The organism is Paraburkholderia sp. A1BS-2L (assembly GCF_051125205.1).
GTDB lineage: Bacteria > Pseudomonadota > Gammaproteobacteria > Burkholderiales > Burkholderiaceae > Paraburkholderia.
The window spans coordinates 1,364,587-1,382,176 of record NZ_CP120428.1; the positions used below are offsets into that span (position 1 = coordinate 1,364,587).

Annotated in this window: 16 protein-coding genes; 15 read left to right on the forward strand and 1 reads right to left on the reverse strand. The window is 63.5% G+C overall.

Translation table 11 applies throughout. The annotated features are described in order from the left end of the window. Positions 1 to 7: 7 nt before the first annotated feature. The 4 genes from P5W98_RS06115 to P5W98_RS06130 all read left to right on the forward strand — a co-directional run bounded on the left by P5W98_RS06115 (position 8) and on the right by P5W98_RS06130 (position 3,676). Positions 8 to 703 carry a class I SAM-dependent methyltransferase gene (locus P5W98_RS06115; protein ID WP_421023732.1) on the forward strand — a complete coding sequence of 232 codons (696 nt, stop codon included), beginning with the start codon at positions 8 to 10 and terminating at the stop codon, positions 701 to 703. Positions 704 to 747: 44 nt separating this feature from the next. After that, positions 748 to 1,653 carry a 4-hydroxy-tetrahydrodipicolinate synthase gene (gene dapA, locus P5W98_RS06120; protein ID WP_421023733.1) on the forward strand — a complete coding sequence of 302 codons (906 nt, stop codon included), beginning with the start codon at positions 748 to 750 and terminating at the stop codon, positions 1,651 to 1,653. 102 nt (positions 1,654 to 1,755) lie between these two features. Then, the gene (bamC, locus tag P5W98_RS06125) at positions 1,756 to 2,895 is read left to right on the forward strand and encodes an outer membrane protein assembly factor BamC (RefSeq protein ID WP_421079371.1); all 1,140 of its coding nucleotides are present in this window, start codon (positions 1,756 to 1,758) and stop codon (positions 2,893 to 2,895) included. Between the two features lie 7 nt (positions 2,896 to 2,902). Then, a complete protein-coding gene (locus P5W98_RS06130; protein WP_421079372.1) occupies positions 2,903 to 3,676 on the forward strand; it encodes an MBL fold metallo-hydrolase in 774 nt (257 codons plus the stop codon). 121 nt (positions 3,677 to 3,797) lie between these two features. Here the strand turns inward: P5W98_RS06130 and P5W98_RS06135 are convergent, their stop codons facing one another. Then, positions 3,798 to 4,496 carry a Bax inhibitor-1/YccA family protein gene (locus tag P5W98_RS06135; protein WP_421079373.1) on the reverse strand — a complete coding sequence of 233 codons (699 nt, stop codon included), beginning with the start codon at positions 4,494 to 4,496 and terminating at the stop codon, positions 3,798 to 3,800. A gap of 321 nt (positions 4,497 to 4,817) precedes the next feature. On the opposite strand from P5W98_RS06135, the gene ndk reads away from it, so the two are divergent. From ndk to hflK, 11 genes are all read left to right on the forward strand, one after another. After that, positions 4,818 to 5,243 carry a nucleoside-diphosphate kinase gene (gene ndk, locus P5W98_RS06140; protein ID WP_028216912.1) on the forward strand — a complete coding sequence of 142 codons (426 nt, stop codon included), beginning with the start codon at positions 4,818 to 4,820 and terminating at the stop codon, positions 5,241 to 5,243. Between the two features lie 128 nt (positions 5,244 to 5,371). Then, a complete protein-coding gene (gene rlmN, locus P5W98_RS06145) occupies positions 5,372 to 6,526 on the forward strand; it encodes a 23S rRNA (adenine(2503)-C(2))-methyltransferase RlmN (RefSeq protein WP_421023737.1) in 1,155 nt (384 codons plus the stop codon). A gap of 249 nt (positions 6,527 to 6,775) precedes the next feature. Then, complete coding sequence (locus tag P5W98_RS06150) at positions 6,776 to 7,903, forward strand: helix-turn-helix domain-containing protein (protein WP_434718483.1); 1,128 nt, start codon at positions 6,776 to 6,778, stop codon at positions 7,901 to 7,903. A gap of 115 nt (positions 7,904 to 8,018) precedes the next feature. Continuing rightward, positions 8,019 to 9,326 carry a flavodoxin-dependent (E)-4-hydroxy-3-methylbut-2-enyl-diphosphate synthase gene (ispG, locus tag P5W98_RS06155; RefSeq protein WP_421023739.1) on the forward strand — a complete coding sequence of 436 codons (1,308 nt, stop codon included), beginning with the start codon at positions 8,019 to 8,021 and terminating at the stop codon, positions 9,324 to 9,326. Positions 9,327 to 9,408: 82 nt separating this feature from the next. Continuing rightward, positions 9,409 to 10,746 carry a histidine--tRNA ligase gene (gene hisS / locus P5W98_RS06160; RefSeq protein WP_421079375.1) on the forward strand — a complete coding sequence of 446 codons (1,338 nt, stop codon included), beginning with the start codon at positions 9,409 to 9,411 and terminating at the stop codon, positions 10,744 to 10,746. A gap of 119 nt (positions 10,747 to 10,865) precedes the next feature. After that, entirely contained in the window at positions 10,866 to 11,495 is a 630-nt protein-coding gene (locus P5W98_RS06165) for a tetratricopeptide repeat protein (RefSeq protein WP_421023741.1), read from the forward strand. 65 nt (positions 11,496 to 11,560) lie between these two features. Then, entirely contained in the window at positions 11,561 to 12,706 is a 1,146-nt protein-coding gene (bamB, locus tag P5W98_RS06170) for an outer membrane protein assembly factor BamB (protein ID WP_421079376.1), read from the forward strand. A gap of 340 nt (positions 12,707 to 13,046) precedes the next feature. Next, positions 13,047 to 14,384, forward strand: coding sequence for a ribosome biogenesis GTPase Der (der, locus tag P5W98_RS06175; RefSeq protein WP_421023742.1), 1,338 nt, complete (start codon positions 13,047 to 13,049; stop codon positions 14,382 to 14,384). A gap of 162 nt (positions 14,385 to 14,546) precedes the next feature. Next, a complete protein-coding gene (hfq, locus tag P5W98_RS06180) occupies positions 14,547 to 14,783 on the forward strand; it encodes an RNA chaperone Hfq (protein WP_028210028.1) in 237 nt (78 codons plus the stop codon). A 74-nt stretch (positions 14,784 to 14,857) separates the two neighbouring features. Then, a complete protein-coding gene (gene hflX / locus P5W98_RS06185; protein WP_421079377.1) occupies positions 14,858 to 16,030 on the forward strand; it encodes a GTPase HflX in 1,173 nt (390 codons plus the stop codon). A 107-nt stretch (positions 16,031 to 16,137) separates the two neighbouring features. Next, positions 16,138 to 17,580: an FtsH protease activity modulator HflK gene (hflK, locus tag P5W98_RS06190; protein WP_421079378.1), complete on the forward strand. Its 1,443-nt coding sequence runs from the start codon at positions 16,138 to 16,140 to the stop codon at positions 17,578 to 17,580. Positions 17,581 to 17,590 lie beyond the last annotated feature (10 nt).

A 17,590-nucleotide genomic window follows, 5' to 3' on the forward strand; every position in this document is an offset into this window, starting at 1 on the left:
GATTGCGATGACGCTCGCTTCTGGCGGCAGCGCGCCGCTGGCACCCACGGGGCAGGCCCATGGGGGACTGTCCGAGCCCTCGGGCTGGGTGCGCCAGTGGGCGCACCTGATCGCGCCGGGCGGCTCGGTGCTCGACGTCGCCTCGGGCGGGGGGCGTCATGCGCGCTGGCTCGCGGTCCGCGGACATTCCGTGGTGGCGCTTGACCGCGACGCCGCGGCGCTCGCGACGATGCGCGGCGTGGCAGGCATCGCCACGCTCGAGTGCGACCTCGAAGGCGCGCCCTGGCCGCTGCCAGCCGGCGCGCGTTTCGCGGCCATCGTCGTGACGAATTATCTGCATCGTCCGCTCATGCCGCGTCTCATCGACGCACTCGCGCCGGGCGGCGTGCTGATCTACGAAACCTTCGCGCAAGGCAACGAGACGGTCGGCAAACCTTCGAATCCGGCATTCCTGCTGGCGCCGGGCGAGTTGCTGGCGGTTTGCTCGCGCACGCTGCGTGTGATCGCTTATCAGGACGGATTTCTCCCACAACCCCGTGAGGCGTTTGTTCAACGCATTTGCGCTGTGCGTGAGACGCGCGCGGCGCACCCCCCGGCGGTGGAAAACCTTGCCAGTCCCAACGAGGCGGATACAGTCGAAAGAACCGGTAATGGCGCAGCGACTCAGGTACTACCCCTGGTTCGTTACGATCTGACCGGCTAATCCGCTACAATCGCGGTTTAACGTACTCATTTTTTTGAAGTTTCATGGCTAACGGAACTCAGGACGGCATCACGTTGCGCGGCAGCATTCCCGCGATCGTCACTCCCATGCACGAAGACGGCAGCCTCGATCTGCCGGCGTTTCGCAAACTGATCGACTGGCACGTGGAAGAGGGGACGGATGCCATCGTCGTTGTCGGCACGAGCGGCGAGTCCGCCACGCTCGACGTCGAAGAGCACATCCTGATGGTCAAGACGGCGGTTGAGCATACTGCCGGCCGCTTGCCGATCATCGCCGGCGCTGGCGGCAATTCCACGGCTGAGGCGATCGAGCTCACGAAGCTTGCCAGGGATGTCGGCGCGCAAGCGTCGCTCCAGGTCGTGCCCTACTACAACAAGCCGACCCAGGAGGGCATGTACCGCCATTTCGCGAAGATCGCGGAAGCGGTGGACCTGCCGGTGCTGCTGTACAACGTGCCGGGCCGCACGGTCGCGGACATGTCGAACGAGACGATCCTGCGCCTCGCACAGGTGCCGGGCATCGTCGGCGTGAAGGAAGCCACGGGCAACATTGACCGCGCCGCGCATCTCATCAAGCATGCGCCGGAAGGCTTCATGATCTTCAGCGGCGACGATCCCACCGCGATCGCGCTCATGCTGCTCGGCGGCCACGGCAATATTTCGGTGACCGCGAACGTCGCGCCGCGCCAGATGAGCGAGCTGTGCCGCGCCGCGCTCGAAGGCGACGCGAAGACTGCACGAGCGATCCATCTGAAGCTGCTGTCGCTGCACAAGAATCTGTTCATCGAATCGAACCCGATTCCGGTGAAGTGGGCGCTGCAGGAGCTCGGCCGCATCGAAGGCGGCATCCGTCTGCCGCTCACGCCGCTCGACGAGCGCTACCACGACGTGGTGCGCACCGCGCTGCGCGAAGTGGGTCTGATCGGCTAACCGGCTCGGGTTCTTTCCAGCCGAAAACGCCGTATTTTCAACTGACGCCGCCACGAATTCCGGCAGGTCAAGGCTTAGCGTTACCGTATTACGAAGGTCCACATGAAACGTTCCGTTCTTTCTCTCCACGCCACCCGTATGGCGGTGCTGGCGCTCGCACTCGGCTCGCTCGCGGGCTGCGAGTCGCTGAACGATATGTTCGCGTCGGATCGCGTCAACTATAAGGACACGCCAAGCGCGCCGGCACTGGCGGTGCCGCAGGATCTGTCCACGGTGCCGAGCGACCAGAAGTATGTCGCGCCGCCGCCCACCGTGGCGCTCGGCGGCGCAGCGCAGCGTACTGTCACGAGCGCGGGCAATGCCACGCTCGGCGTGCCGAATGCGCAGGATCCGCTCGGCATGCACGTCGAGCGTGACGGTGACCGCCGCTGGCTCGTGATCGACGGCCGCACGCCCGACGACGTCTGGCCGCAACTGCAGGAATTCTGGACCGACAACGGCTTCACGCTCACGACCGATTCGCCGGCCACGGGCATCATGACGACGGACTGGGCCGAAAACCGCGCCAATATTCCGGACGACTGGTTCCGTCGCACCATCGGCCGTGTGGTCGACTTCGCCTATTCGTCGGGTACGCGCGACAAGTTCCGTACGCTGGTCACGCGCGGCGCAAACGGCCAGACCGACATTTCGATCACGCACAGCGCGATGGAAGAAGTGCTGACCGGTCAGGACAAGACCTCGTCGAGATGGGTGGAGCGTCCGCGCGATCCGGCCCTCGAAGCCGCATTCCTCGCGAAGGTCATGCAGAAGTTCGGCTTGAACGATGCGCAGTCCAAGCAGCTGCTGACCGATGCGCGTCCGTCGTCCGCGGCGGCCAAGGTCGCGTCCGGTTCGGACGGGGCCACGCTCGATCTGCCCGAGGCATTCGACACTGCGTGGTTGCGTGTGGGTCTCGCGCTCGATCGGACCAATTTCACGGTCGACAATCGCGATCGCGCGAAGGGCATCTACTACGTGCGCTACGCGGACTCCATGCAGGAGCTCAAGGGTGACGGCCTGCTCGGCAAGTTGTTCTACAACCCCAAGAAGGCCGCAAAGAATCAGGGGCCCGAGTATATGATTTCGGTGCGCTCGAACGGCAATTCGACCCAGGTCGCGGTGCTCTCCACGAACGGCCAGGTGGATACGTCGGCGGATGCGCAGCGCATCGTGACGGCGCTTCATTCCCAGTTGAACTGATCCCGCCGTGCGCTTTGCAAGCCTCGGCAGCGGTAGCGAGGGCAATGCACTGGTCGTGGAAGCGGGCTGCGGCGCAACGCCCACGCGCGTGCTGCTGGACTGCGGATTCTCAGCGAAGGAAGTCGAGCGGCGGCTAGCCCGAGCGGGCCTGGCTGCCGATACGCTGAGTGCGATTCTCATCACCCACGAGCATAGCGATCACATCGGCAGCGCGCTGACTTTGGCGCGCCGCTGGTCGATTCCGCTCTACATGAGTTGGGGCACGGCGCAGGCAGTCGGCGCCGACGATGCCGGCCTCGAGCTCAACGTTCTCTGGAGCGATGGGGTGGTCGAAATCGGCGAGCTAGGCGTGCTGCCGTACACCGTGCCGCACGATGCGCGCGAACCGCTGCAGTTCGTCTTCAATGATGGTGCGAATCGGCTCGGGGTGTTGACCGACGTTGGCGAGTCGACGCCGCACATCCACGCCGTGCTGAGCGGCTGCGACGCGCTCGTGCTCGAATGCAACCACGATCCGGAGATGCTCGCGGCGAGCCGTTATCCGGCGTCGCTCAAGGCGCGCATTGGTGGCTCCCACGGCCACCTGAACAATGAGTCCGCGGGCGGCATTCTCGCGGCGCTCGATCGATCGAAGCTGCGCCATCTGGTTGCGGCGCACCTGAGCCAGCAGAACAACACACCTGAACTCGCGCGCGCCGCCATGGCTGCCGTGCTGGGCAATGCGGCCACCGAAATCGGGGTTGCGACGCAAGGCGAAGGCTTCGACTGGCTCGCTCTCTGAACTCTGGTCTCAAGCTGTCCAAGGCCCAAGGCGAATATTCGCGGACGAAAAAAAGCCCATGATGCGAATCATGGGCTTTTGCTTGCGCACGAGGGCCGGAACGGAGCCGACCCCGCGCGGTTCAGTTACGGTTACCGCCGAAAATGCCGAGGATCGCGAGCAAATTCGTGAACACATTGTAGAGATCCAGATAGATCGCGAGCGTGGCCGTGATGTAGTTGGTCTCGCCGCCGTTCACGACGCGCTGCACGTCAAACAGCATATAGGCCGAGAAGATCACGATGGCCAGCACGGACACCGTGAGCATCAGCGCCGGCAGGTGCAGGAACATGTTCGCGATGCCGGCGAGCAGGATCACGATTACGCCCATGAACAGCCACTTGCCGAGGCCCGAGAAATCGCGCTTGCTGACAGTCGCGATGGTGGCCATGGCTGCGAAGATCACGCCGGTGCCGCCGAACGCGAGCATGATGAGCGACGCGCCGTTGGACATGCCGAGGATGAACGACAGCAGCCGCGAGAGCATCAGGCCCATGAAGAACGTGAAGCCCAGCAACACGAACACGCCAAGCGAACTGTTCTTGGTGCGCTCGATGGCGAAGATGAAGCCGAATGCGATTGCGAGGAACGCGAGCAGGCTCATCGTGGGGCTGGTGGCGGCGAACAGCGAGAAACCCGTGTAGACGCCCAGCCACGCGCCGAACACCGTCGGCACCATCGACAGCGCGAGCAGCCAGTAGGTGTTGCGCAGTACGCGGTTGCGGGTCTCGGCGGAGACAACGGTGCCGCCGCGGCCGAAGTTGTAGGGATACTCGTTCATGCTTTCTCCTTGCGTGAGAGGCGTGGCAGGCGGCGTGCGACAGTTGCGCGATCCGCTCACTCTTAAGATATGCGTGGTGTCCCGGAGTTTCAACGGGGGCTGCATGCAGTTCTTCTACGGTAGATTTGCGGCCGTAGTTTTGTTACATCGGGAGCGTAGCCTCCCATGCTTAATTGGCGCTGAAAGGTCGGCCTGGGCGGCTTTTGCGCCGGCTGGGCCTCGCCCACTAACCTAACGGGGTTCAATCGCAATCATACATGGGAACATGCTACAATTGCGGATTCATTTGAATCTGTAACCTCTTAATTTTCTGGAGTTTTTATGGCGCTCGAACGCACCCTGTCGATTATCAAGCCGGACGCAGTGGCAAAGAACGTGATCGGCCAGATCTACAGCCGCTTCGAAAACGCTGGTCTGAAGATCGTTGCCTCGCGCATGGTCCACCTCTCGCGCGCCGACGCTGAGAAGTTCTATGCTGTTCATGCCGAGCGTCCGTTCTTCAAGGACCTCGTCGAGTTCATGATCTCGGGCCCGGTGCAGATCCAGGTCCTGGAAGGTGAGAACGCAATTCTGAAGAACCGCGACCTGATGGGCGCGACCGATCCGAAGAAGGCGGAAAAGGGCACGATCCGCGCCGACTTCGCGGACAGCATCGACGCCAACGCAGTTCACGGCTCGGACGCTGTTGAAACGGCGCGCGTCGAAATCGCGTTCTTCTTCCCCGAAGTCAACGTTTACTCGCGCTAAGCAACCAAGGCGCGATAGCAGTTCAAGCAGCATAAGGTCGCGAACGGCGATGTCGTTCACTGTCCGGTGCCGGGTTCTCTCGAATCCGGCGGTGAACGCGCTCTCGCACTGAAATGGCAGGATTCGACATGACGAGCAGTTCCACCGTCAACCTTCTCGATCTCGACGCTCAAGGGCTGGTCGCATATTGCGAGAGCCTGGGCGAGAAGCCGTTTCGCGCCAAACAGCTTCAGCGCTGGATTCATCAATACAATGCCGCCGACTTCGACGGCATGACGGATCTGGCCAAATCCCTGCGCGAGAAGCTCAAAGGGCGCGCCTCGATCGGCATGCCCGGTATTATTTCCGACAACGTTTCCTCCGACGGCACGCGCAAGTGGCTCGTGGACGTCGGCAACGGCAACGCGGTCGAGACCGTGTTCATCCCCGAAGAAACGCGCGGCACGCTGTGCGTGTCGTCACAAGCGGGATGTGCGGTGAATTGCCGTTTTTGCTCCACCGGCAAGCAGGGGTTCTCACGTAATCTCACCACTGCCGAGATCATCGGCCAATTGCGCATGGCGGAGTTCGCCCTGCGCGCCTCGCTTCTGGGCGAGGCAGGCGGCCGTGCGACCGGCGGTGAGGGCAAGGGTGAACGCGTCATCACCAACGTCGTGATGATGGGCATGGGCGAGCCGCTCCTGAATTACGATGCGGTCGTGCCCGCGATGCGCCTGATGCTCGACGACAACGCTTACGGCCTGTCGCGTCGGCGCGTTACGCTTTCGACCTCGGGCGTCGTGCCCATGATGGACCGCCTTGGCGCCGACCTGCCGGTCGCGCTCGCGGTGTCGCTGCACGCGCCCAACGACGCGCTGCGCGACGAGCTTGTGCCGCTGAACCGCAAGTACCCGCTGCGCGAGCTGATGGCCGCTTGCCAGCGCTACTTGAAGGTGGCGCCGCGCGACTTCATCACGTTCGAGTACTGCATGCTCGACGGCGTTAACGACACGGAAGAGCACGCACGACAGTTGCTCGCAGTAACGCGTGACGTGCCGTGCAAATTCAATCTGATCCCGTTCAATCCGTTCCCCGAGTCGGGCCTGCTGCGCTCGAAGCCGGATCAGATCAAGCGTTTCGCGCAGATTCTGATGGATGCGGGCGTTGTCACAACCGTGCGCAAGACGCGCGGCGACGACATCGACGCGGCCTGTGGCCAGCTCGCGGGCGAGGTCAAGGACCGGACGCGCCTCGCCGAGCGCAGTGCGCGAAAGGTAATCGACGTGCATCCGGTTCGACATTGAACGCAGTTGGCCGGGATAAGTCGGAAAAGGGTGATAGCGGGGCAGTAAGAGAACGCGAAAGGCGGTATCGACGCGGTTGTGCGGGGGATAACGCAACATAGCCGTCAAATTTTTACAAGAAACATTGCAGAAGCGATCGGATGCGGCACAGTTGCCGCGCATTTTGTTATAAACGGTCTGCGAATCGAGGCAGGGCGCGGCGCGCCCGCCGGTTCCGGGATAGAAAAGAATCGACGCAAGGACTTTGGGATGAGCGAGCCGCAGCACCCTTTCGGGACAGACGGAACAGAGACCAACGCAGGCTGTTCGGGATCCGACGGCTCGCCATCGCCGGTGCAGGCCGTGCCCGACACGCTGGCCTCAGTAGGCGCGCGTCTTGCGCAGTTGCGCACGGCAAAGGGCTGGTCGGTCGAGGATGTCTCGGCGCGTCTGAAAGTGGCGGTGCCGAAGCTGCGCGAGCTCGAGGCGGGCGATATCAGTCATTTGCCGGATGCGACGTTCGCGCTCGGCGTGGTGCGAGCCTACGCGAAACTGCTTGGCGCCGATCCCGCGCCGCTTACCCAGGCGCTGCGCCGCGAGCGCGGCGTGCCGCAGCCGGATCTGTCGATGCCCGCATCGGCGGGCGCGGATTTGCCGCGCGGCCGCGTCTCGCTTTCGCTGGGCGGCGGCGGACATGCGCCGCGTCGACGTGCATCGTGGCTATGGGGCCTCGCGCTCGTCGTGATCGCCGTGATCGGGATTTCGATGTGGCACACGAATAGCGGCGAATCGTCGGCATGGTTCGCGCGTCTGAAGTCGATGACGGGCGGCGCGACGAGTGCTGCGAGCAACGAATCGGGCGCTGCTTCGGCCACGGTGGCCGAGGGCTCGACGGCGGGCGCAGCGGTCGAGCGGGGTGCAGGCCAGGAGCGAGGTGGCGAGGCCGCGAACGCTGCCAATGCAACGAACACCCAGGCAGACGGTCAAGTTAGCGGTCAGGCGGCAGGCGCTCAAGGCGCAGCGAGCGCACCGCAGCCGGCCTCAGCCGCACCGGCAAGCGCCACGCCAGCCGCTACCCCCGCGCCGGCGAGCGCAGCGGCGGTAGCGGCAGCCGCACCGGAGCAAGCAGCTTCGGCGCCGGCGGCGCCCGGCACGTCTACGTTCGCGATTCGCGTGACGCAAGATTCCTGGGTCAGCGTGCGCCAGAAAGATGGTAAGGAGCTCTTCTCCGGGCTGATCCACGGCAACGATGGGCGTGAGATTTCCGGTGTCGAGCCGCTCAGGATCACGGTGGGCAACAAGGCCGGCATCGAGTCGATGACCATCGACGGCCAGCCGGTCGATGCATCGAAGTATGCGTCGGCGCGTGGCAATGTCGCGCGCTTCGTGCTGCCCTGATCAAGATATGACGTGCATCGCGGCCAGGTGACGGGCCGCGATGCTTTTTCAATTCGCGCTGCATCGCACTCGTCACGGGTGTCGTCGCGCGCGAGGTGTAAATGTGGGTTCTTCGATGCAAAGCGAAACGCTATCCCCGTCCAGCAACAGCCAGATATGTTCCAGCGAGCCTATCCTCGGCGGTCACGCGCCGCGCCGCAAGTCGCACGCGGTGCACGTGCGCTGGGGCGGCCAGTTGGTGACGATCGGCGGCGACGCGCCGGTGCGCGTGCAGTCGATGACCAATACCGATACCGCGGATGCGATCGGTACGGCTATCCAGATCAAGGAACTGGCGCAGGCCGGCTCTGAGCTCGTGCGCATCACGGTGAACACGCCGGAAGCCGCCGCGGCCGTGCCGCATGTTCGCGACCAGCTCGATCGCATGGGCGTGACGGTGCCGCTCGTCGGCGACTTCCACTACAACGGCCACTTGCTGCTGCGTGACTATCCGGCGTGCGCCGAGGCGCTCTCGAAGTACCGCATCAACCCGGGCAACGTTGGCCAGGGCGCCAAGCGCGACACGCAGTACGCGCAGATGATCGAAGCCGCCATCAAGTACGACAAGCCGGTGCGTATCGGCGTGAACTGGGGCAGCCTCGACCAGGATCTGCTCGCGCGCATGATGGACGAGAACGCGGCGCGCTCAACGCCGTGGGAAGCGCAGAGCGTGATGTACGAAGCGCTGATCCAGTCGGCCATTGGTTCGGCGGAGCGTGCTGTCGAACTCGGTCTCGGTCGTGACAAGATCATCCTGTCGTGCAAGGTCAGCGGCGTGCAGGACCTGATCGCCGTATACCAGCAACTCGCGAGGCGTTGCGATTTCGCGCTGCACCTCGGCTTGACCGAAGCGGGCATGGGCTCGAAGGGCATCGTCGCGTCGACGGCGGCGCTCTCGGTGCTGCTCCAGCAGGGTATCGGCGACACCATCCGCATCTCGCTGACGCCGGAGCCGGGTGCTCCGCGCACGGGCGAAGTCGTGGTCGGACAGGAAATTTTGCAGACCATGGGTCTGCGCTCGTTCACGCCGATGGTCATCGCCTGTCCGGGCTGCGGTCGCACGACCAGCACGTTGTTCCAGGAGCTTGCATCGCAGATCCAGAATTATCTGCGCGCGCAAATGCCGGTCTGGCGCGGTGAATATCCGGGCGTGGAGACGATGAACGTCGCCGTCATGGGCTGCATCGTGAACGGCCCGGGCGAGTCCAAGCACGCGAACATCGGCATCAGCCTGCCAGGCTCGGGTGAGAATCCCGCAGCGCCGGTCTTCGTCGACGGAGAGAAGGTCAAGACGCTGCGCGGCGAGCATATTGCCGAGGAATTCCAGCAGATCGTGAGCGACTACGTCGTGCGCAAGTACGGCAAGACCGAAGCGACGGCCTGAGCGCCGAGTTTTTCGGATATCGATTCCTGGCGCAACCGAATATCGCCCGAATTTCACTATTCGCAGGCACATACGCAACGCAATGACTGAACAGAAAAGAAAGCTCGAAAAACTGACCGGCGTGAAGGGCATGAACGACATCCTGCCGCAGGACGCAGGGTTGTGGGACTTCTTCGAAACGACCGTGAAGTCCATGCTCCGTTCGTACGGATACCAGAACATCCGCACGCCGATCGTCGAGCATACGCAGCTCTTTACGCGCGGTATCGGCGAAGTGACCGACATCGTCGAAAAGGAGATGTACAGCTTCACCGACGCGCTCAACGGCGAGAACCTCACGCTGCGCCCGGAAAACACGGCTGCGGTCGTGCGCGCGTCGATCGAGCACAATCTGCTCTACGACGGCCCGAAGCGTCTGTGGTACGTCGGCCCGATGTTTCGTCACGAGCGTCCGCAGCGCGGCCGTTATCGCCAGTTCCATCAGGTCGGCGTAGAAGCGCTCGGTTTCGCGGGCCCGGATGCGGACGCAGAAATCATTTTGATGTGTCAGCGTCTTTGGGACGACCTCGGCCTGACCGGCATCAAGCTGGAAATCAATTCGCTGGGTCTTGCCGAAGAGCGCGCCGCGCATCGCGTCGAGCTCATCAAGTATCTCGAGCAGCACGTCGATCTGCTCGACGAAGACGGCAAGCGCCGCTTGTATACGAACCCGCTGCGCGTGCTCGACACGAAGAACCCCGCGCTCCAGGAAATCGCAAACAATGCGCCGAAGCTGATCGACTTCCTCGGCGAGCACTCGCGCGCCCACTTCGACGGGCTACAACGTCTGCTCAAGGCGAACAACATTCCGTTCAAGATCAACCCGCGTCTCGTGCGTGGTCTCGATTACTACAATCTGACCGTGTTCGAGTGGGTTACGGACAAGCTCGGCGCGCAGGGCACGGTGGCAGCCGGCGGCCGCTACGATCCGCTGATCGAACAGCTCGGCGGCAAGCCGACGGCCGCGTGCGGCTGGGCAATGGGTGTCGAGCGCATTCTGGAATTGCTCAAGGAAGAAAACCTCGTGCCCGAAGAGGAAGGTTGCGACGTCTACGTTGTGCACCAGGGCGAGGCGGCACGCGAGCAGGCGTTCATCGTGGCCGAGCGGCTGCGTGACACGGGTCTCGATGTCATCCTTCACTGCAGCGCGGACGGTCAGTCGGCGAGCTTCAAGTCGCAGATGAAGCGTGCGGACGCAAGCGGAGCGGCGTTCGCCGTGGTGCTTGGCGAAGACGAAGTGGCCAGGGGCGAAGCGGGCGTGAAGGCGCTGCGCGGTGGCGCCGATGCGGCTCGCAGCGAGCAACAGACGGTAGCACTCGAAGACTTGACCGAATATCTAATCAATGCGATGGTTGCATCCGCCGAAGACGGCGACGATTGATAGGGCCACTTCGGGCAACTTCGGGGCGCGGGGTCTTCACGATCAGGATCGATGCATCCAGCCGGTGCCTGTGGCGCGCCCGGCAGTTGGCTCCAGAATAAACAAGGAATCGCTACGCGATGAGTTACCACGACGAACAGGAATCGATCGAGAGTTTCAAGGCATGGTGGGCGCAGTGGGGCAACGCCACTACGTGGATCGTGCTGATCGTTATGCTCGCGCTCGCCGCGTGGAACGGCTGGAACTTCTGGCAACGCCGCCAGGCCGCTGAGGCCGCGGTGTTGTACGACCAGGTGCAGCAGGCGACCGCTGGCAGTGACAAGGCCATGCTCACACGCATCGCGACTGACATGGAAGACCGCTTCGGCGGCACCGCGTACGCACAGATGACCGCGCTGGGTGTGGCCAAATCGCTCTATATGGCGGGTGACACCGCGGGAGCGAAAGCTCAATTGCAGTGGGCGGCCGATCATGCGAAGGACGAGGAGTTCCGCCAAGTCGCGAAGATCCGTCTGGCTTCCGTCCTGCTCGACGAGAAGGCTTACGATCAGGGCCTTGCGCTGATTCCGCAACCGGATTCGGGACCGTTCAAGGGTATCGTCGCGGATGGCCGCGGCGACCTGCTCGCGGCAGCGGGCAAGCAGGATGAAGCGCGCGCGGCCTACAAGCTTGCGCTCGACACCCTGCCCAAGAGCGATGCCGCCGAACGCCAGTTGGTCCAGTTCAAGCTTGACGCGCTGGGTGGCTGAGCAAGCTGCGCGTGCCGCCCGTGAATATAAACGCTAAACCATTTCCATTCATGCTTCGTTCACCGATGAATTTGCTGAAACGAACCGTTGTACCTGTCGCCTGTGCGATGACCGTTCTCGCGCTGGCGGCTTGCTCGTCGACGAAAGATGAGCGTCGCGTACCGGTGCCGCTGACCGAGTTCAAGCCGGTGCTGGACGTCCAGCAGGTGTGGAAGGCGAGCGTCGGCAAGGCAGGCCGTTATCTGTTCTCGCCGGTCGCCGTGGGCGATGCGGTGTATGCTGCCGGCGAAAACGGTTCTGTCGCAAAGTTCGACGCGCAGACGGGCAAAGAAGTCTGGAGTACGAAGCTCAAGGACGATATCTCCGCAGGCGTTGGCAGCGATGGCAATCTCACGGCTGTCGGCGGTCTGAAGGGCAACGTCTACGTGCTCGACGCCCATGGCAAGCTCTCGTGGCAAGCCAAGGCGCCGGGCGAGATAATTTCGCCGCCGTTGGTCGGCAATGGTCTCGTGATCGTGCGCACCATCGACGGCCAGATCGTCGCGTTCAACGGCCAGACCGGTGAGCAGAAGTGGGTCTATCGCAACCGTGCGGTGCCGCTCAACCTGCGGGTCTCCGCCGGTATGACTTTCGCGGGCGAGCAGGCTGTGATCGCCGGCTTCCCGGGCGGCTCCTTCGCAGCGATCAACCTGCAAAGTGGCGATGCGTTCTGGGAAACGCCGGTGTCCTATCCGAAGGGTGTGACCGAAGTCGAGCGCATCAATGACGTGAGTGGTCCACCCACGCTCGTTGGCGCGACCACGTGCGCGGTCACGTTCCAGGGCCAGTTGGGCTGCTTCGACGCCAATTCCGGCCGTCCAATGTGGGAGAAGCCGTTCTCGAGCACGAGCGGAATCGCCCAGGGCGACACCGAGGTGGTCGGTGGCGACGACTGGTCGGTCGTGAAGGCATATAACGTCTCGACCGGCGAGCAGGTCTGGAGTACGGACAAGCTTAAGAACCGCGACGTCAGCGTGCCTGCCGTGCTCGGCCACGCAGTCGTGGTTGGCGACTACCAGGGTTACGTGCATTTTCTTTCGCTCGACGACGGCAGCTTCGTCTCGCGCGTGAAGACCGACGGCAGCCCGATCACCGCCGCGCCGGTGCTGGCTGGCAACACGCTCGTCGTGCAAACGAAGGACGGCGATCTGTACGGCCTGCGTCCGCGTTGACCGGACGGGGACGCCCAGCGCGTGCTGCCGGGTGTCGCATCGAGGGGCCGCGCCCGCAGGCAGCGGCCTCTTGTATTTTGTGCTTGCGCATTGCTTTCCTCGGGCCGGTTGGCGGGGATGGGGCGCACCGATGTTGGGCCCCGATGGTCGCCCCTTGTCAGGCTGGGAATCCCGCTCGACGGCACGGCACGTGCCGGAACCCCTAAGGGCTCATCCAGCGGGCGCGCGACCCAATTCGTGATAATTTGCAACTATTGCAGCTCTGCAAGCCTGAACGCAGACGCTTGCCGCGCGATGCGCCGGACGTGCCGACGCCGCGCCTTACCGTAGAAAAGATCAGATGAAACCCGTAATCGCCCTAGTCGGGCGCCCCAATGTGGGGAAATCCACGCTCTTCAACCGGCTCACGCGTTCGCGCGATGCGCTGGTGGCCGATCTGCCCGGCCTCACGCGCGACCGCCATTACGGCGAAGGGCGGGTGGGCGATCGCGCCTATCTCGTGGTCGATACCGGCGGCTTCGAACCGATCGCGAAAGACGGCATCCTGCACGAAATGGCGCGTCAGACGCGCCAGGCGGTGGAGGAAGCAGACATCGTCGTGTTCATCTGTGACGGCCGCAATGGACTCGCGCCGCAGGACAAGCACATCGCCGATTACCTGCGCAAGACTGGCCGGCCGATCTTTCTCGTGGTCAACAAGGCCGAAGGCATGAAGTACAGCGCCGTCGCGGCCGACTTCTACGAGCTTGGCCTTGGCGACCCGCGCGCGATTTCCGCGGCGCACGGCGACGGCGTAACGGAGATGATCAACGAAGCGCTCGATCAGGCCTATGCGGATCGTCCGGAAGCGGGTGACGAGGACGCCGGCAAGCATGGCATCAAGATCGCGATCGTCGGCCGCCCGAACGTGGGCAAGTCCACGCTCGTGAATACGCTGATCGGCGAAGACCGCGTGATTGCCTTCGACATGCCCGGCACCACGCGCGACTCTATCTATGTGGATTTCGAGCGGGGCGGCAAGAAGTACACCTTGATCGACACTGCGGGTTTGCGTCGCCGCGGCAAGGTATTCGAGGCCATCGAGAAGTTTTCGGTCGTGAAGACGCTACAGTCGATTGCCGATGCCAACGTGGTCATCCTGCTGCTCGATGCGCGCCAGGAAATCTCTGATCAGGACGCGCATATCGCCGGCTTCGTGGTGGAGCAGGGGCGTGCGCTCGTGGTGGGCGTGAACAAGTGGGACGGCATGGACGACCACGCGCGCGAGCGCACCAAGCACCACTTGCAGCGCAAGCTGAAGTTCCTCGACTTCGCGGAAATGCGCTTCATCTCGGCGACCGAAAAATTCGGCATTGGCCCGCTGATGCGCTCGGTGGACGAGGCGTATGCCGCGGCAATGTCCAAGCTTCCGACCCCGCGCCTGACACGCGCGCTCATCGAAGCGGTGGAGTTCCAGCAACCGCGCCGTCGTGGCCCTGTGCGTCCGAAGCTGCGCTATGCGCACCAGGGGGGACAGAACCCACCCATTATCGTGATTCACGGCAATGCACTCGATGCGGTGACTGAGACCTACAAGCGCTACCTGGAGAACCGCTTCCGGGAAACTTTCTCGTTGACCGGGACTCCATTGCGCATAGAGTTTCGCTCTTCGACGAATCCCTACACTGAAAAAAGTTGAGCTGCGTTCGTTACCGCGCGCAAGTGCACTGTTGGGCCTCCTGGCCAGACGGTGTGGAGGGGTGCGGTGGAACGAGAATCAGCTATAGTGTAGCGATTGGCGCCGGATTTCTTTTTCTTCGGCGCCAGTTTAGTTAAACCTGCAAAAAATACGGAGTTTGCTATGAGCAACAAAGGGCAACTGTTACAAGACCCGTTTCTGAACGCGCTGCGCAAGGAGCACGTGCCTGTTTCGATCTATCTGGTCAACGGCATCAAGCTTCAAGGGAACATTGAATCGTTCGACCAGTACGTCGTGTTGCTCCGTAATACGGTTACGCAAATGGTTTACAAGCACGCCATTTCCACGGTGGTCCCGGCGCGTCCGGTGAACTTCCACCCGGACGCGGAAGCGTCCTGATCCTCGACGCGGCCGGTCCGGAGCGCCCCGCTGGCGCTTGCGGCCCGGCCGCTTTCATTTTGATATCTGCTAATTTGATCAACGCCGCACTCGTCGGCATCGACTTCGGCAAGACCGACTTCGAAGCCAGTCTCGAAGAACTCAGCCTGCTCGCGAAGAGCGCGGGCGCCTCGCCCGCTGTCACGCTTACCGGGCGCCGCTCCAGCCCGGACGCCGCCATGTTCATCGGCAGCGGCAAGGCCGAGGAACTGCGTCTCGCCTGTGAAGCGAACGACATCGAAATCGTCATTTTCAATCACGCGCTTTCGCCTGCCCAGCAGCGTAATCTGGAGCGTGCGCTGAATCGCCGCGTGGTGGATCGCACGAGCCTCATTCTCGACATCTTCGCGCAGCGCGCGCGCAGCCACGAAGGCAAGCTCCAGGTCGAACTCGCGCAGCTTCAATATCTCGCCACGCGCCTCGTGCGCGCATGGACTCACCTTGAGCGCCAGAAGGGCGGTATCGGCCTGCGCGGTCCCGGCGAGACTCAGCTCGAAACCGACCGGCGGCTGATCGGCGAGCGCATCAAGATGCTGCAGGGCAAGCTCGCCAAGCTGCGTCGCCAGCACGGCACGCAGCGGCGTCAGCGCGAGCGCACGCGCACGATGTCGGTTTCGCTGGTCGGTTACACCAACGCGGGCAAGTCCACGCTGTTTAACGCGCTCACCAAGGCGCAGGCTTATGCGGCCGACCAGTTGTTCGCGACGCTCGACACGACGTCGCGGCGCGTGTGGCTTGGCGACGAGGTCGGCCAGATCGTGTTGTCGGACACCGTCGGCTTTATTCGTGAATTGCCTCACCAGCTCGTTGCGGCGTTTCGCGCAACGCTGCAGGAAACCGTGCAGGCCGACTTGCTGTTGCACGTGGTGGACGCGTCGAGTTCCGTGCGGCTCGATCAGATCGACCAGGTGAACGAAGTGCTGCACGAGATCGGCGCGGACACGATTCGCCAGGTGCTGGTGTTCAACAAGATCGACGCCGTGCCAGAACTGGCGGCCCGGGGCGGGACGGTCGAGCGGGACGAGTATGGTAATATTTCGCGCGTCTTTTTGAGCGCGCGCACGGGCGTCGGAGTGGATGCGCTGCGCGCCGCCATCGCCGAAATCGCGACTGCCGAGCCGCTCGCCCAGCCGTCGCAGTTCCTCGCCGCCGACTGGAGCGCGGCGCCGCACGAACAACCCAGCAGGGAGCCCGAACTCGGCCGCTGAACGCTATCGGAAAGCGCCTCGCGGTGCGTCCGAACGGCGGACTGAAGTGCGCCGACGAGGTATTTCCACGCACATGACCCGCTGTCTACTCTGGTGAACGAACACAGGTGAACGATTACAACAAGCGGACTGGCTGGCAGCGCGCGAGCGCCATTTTCTCGTTGAACGACCCGCGTTGGGGCCGTGGCGAGGGCAATGGCCAGCGCACCGACGACGCACGGCGTCCGTCGGGCAACAACGGCGGCGGCAAGGGTGACGGCCCCCCCGATCTCGACGAAATGTGGCGCGATTTCAATCGCCGGTTGTCGACGCTCTTCGGCAAGAAGGGCAACAAGGGTCCGGGCGGGCTCGGGCCTCGACCGGACAACGGCCGCAATGCGCGCATCGGCGTGGGTATCGTGCTTGGCGTGCTGATCGCCATTTATGTGGGCAGCGGTGTGTTCGTCGTCCAGGAAGGGCAGGCCGGCGTCGTGCTGCAGTTGGGTCAGTATCGCCACACGGTCGGTCAGGGCGTGCACTGGCGTTTCCCGTTCCCGTTCCAGTCGCAGGAAATCGTGAATGTCGGCCAGATCCGCAGTGTCGAGATCGGTCGTAATAATCTCGTGCGTCCGGCGAATGTGAAGGACGCCTCGGTGCTTACGCACGATGGCGATATTCTCGATGTGCGTTTCACCGTGCAGTACCAGGTCAAGCAGCCTACAGATTACCTGTTCCATAGCGCCGACCCCGACCTTGCCGTGAGCCAGGCCGCGCAGGCCGCCGTGCGCACCGTGGTGGGCGCGCGTAGCACCCACGATCTGCTCTATGCGGACCGTGAACCGATTCGCGCGCAGCTTGCCGATTCGATCCAGCATGCGCTGGACGTCTACAAGACAGGGCTTGGCGTGGTCGGCGTGACGATTCAGGGCGTTTCGGCGCCCGATCGCGTGCAGGCCGCCTTCGACGACGAGACGAAGGCGCGCCAGGAAAGCGAGCGTGCGAAACGTGATGCGCAGGCCTACGCCGATCAGTTGCTGCCGCGCGCGCAAACCGAGGGGGCGCGTGTGATCGAAGACGCCAAGGCCTACAGCGACCGCGTGGTGGCGAAGGCGCAGGGCGACGCGCAACGCTTTAACAGCGTCTACGATCAATATGCGAAAGCGCCGGCCGTGATTCGGGAGCGCATGTATCTGGACACCATGCAGCACATCTACTCGAATACGACGAAGGTGTTCGTCGACAGCAAGTCAGGCAATAACGTGATCTATCTGCCGCTCGACAAGATCGTCGACGCGACGCGTCAGCGCGCTGCGGCTGCAACGGGCGCTCCTGGCACGGACGCCGCGCCGGCGAGCGGTGCATCAGATGCAGCGAGCGCCGCAGCCGCGCCTGCGGCAAGCAGCGACGCGCAGCCGCAAAGCACGCAGCAAGGTGCGCAGCAGGGCGCGCAATCCGCGCCGCGGAGCGCGGCACCGGCGCCGTCTGCGAGCGAAGCGGCCCAGGCGGCCAGCGATGCTTTCCGTTCGCGCGACGCGCTGCGTTCGCGCGGCCGCGAAGACGATGTGCAATAACGGAGCGCCG

Coding starts and splice junctions, on each gene's coding strand:
- P5W98_RS06115 (WP_421023732.1), top strand. CDS start 8: ATGACGCTCGCTTCTGGCGGCAGCGCGCCGCTGGCACCCACGGGGCAG.
- dapA (WP_421023733.1), top strand. CDS start 748: ATGGCTAACGGAACTCAGGACGGCATCACGTTGCGCGGCAGCATTCCC.
- bamC (WP_421079371.1), top strand. CDS start 1,756: ATGAAACGTTCCGTTCTTTCTCTCCACGCCACCCGTATGGCGGTGCTG.
- P5W98_RS06135 (WP_421079373.1), bottom strand. CDS start 4,496: ATGAACGAGTATCCCTACAACTTCGGCCGCGGCGGCACCGTTGTCTCC.
- ndk (WP_028216912.1), top strand. CDS start 4,818: ATGGCGCTCGAACGCACCCTGTCGATTATCAAGCCGGACGCAGTGGCA.
- rlmN (WP_421023737.1), top strand. CDS start 5,372: ATGACGAGCAGTTCCACCGTCAACCTTCTCGATCTCGACGCTCAAGGG.
- P5W98_RS06150 (WP_434718483.1), top strand. CDS start 6,776: ATGAGCGAGCCGCAGCACCCTTTCGGGACAGACGGAACAGAGACCAAC.
- ispG (WP_421023739.1), top strand. CDS start 8,019: ATGCAAAGCGAAACGCTATCCCCGTCCAGCAACAGCCAGATATGTTCC.
- hisS (WP_421079375.1), top strand. CDS start 9,409: ATGACTGAACAGAAAAGAAAGCTCGAAAAACTGACCGGCGTGAAGGGC.
- P5W98_RS06165 (WP_421023741.1), top strand. CDS start 10,866: ATGAGTTACCACGACGAACAGGAATCGATCGAGAGTTTCAAGGCATGG.
- bamB (WP_421079376.1), top strand. CDS start 11,561: ATGAATTTGCTGAAACGAACCGTTGTACCTGTCGCCTGTGCGATGACC.
- der (WP_421023742.1), top strand. CDS start 13,047: ATGAAACCCGTAATCGCCCTAGTCGGGCGCCCCAATGTGGGGAAATCC.
- hfq (WP_028210028.1), top strand. CDS start 14,547: ATGAGCAACAAAGGGCAACTGTTACAAGACCCGTTTCTGAACGCGCTG.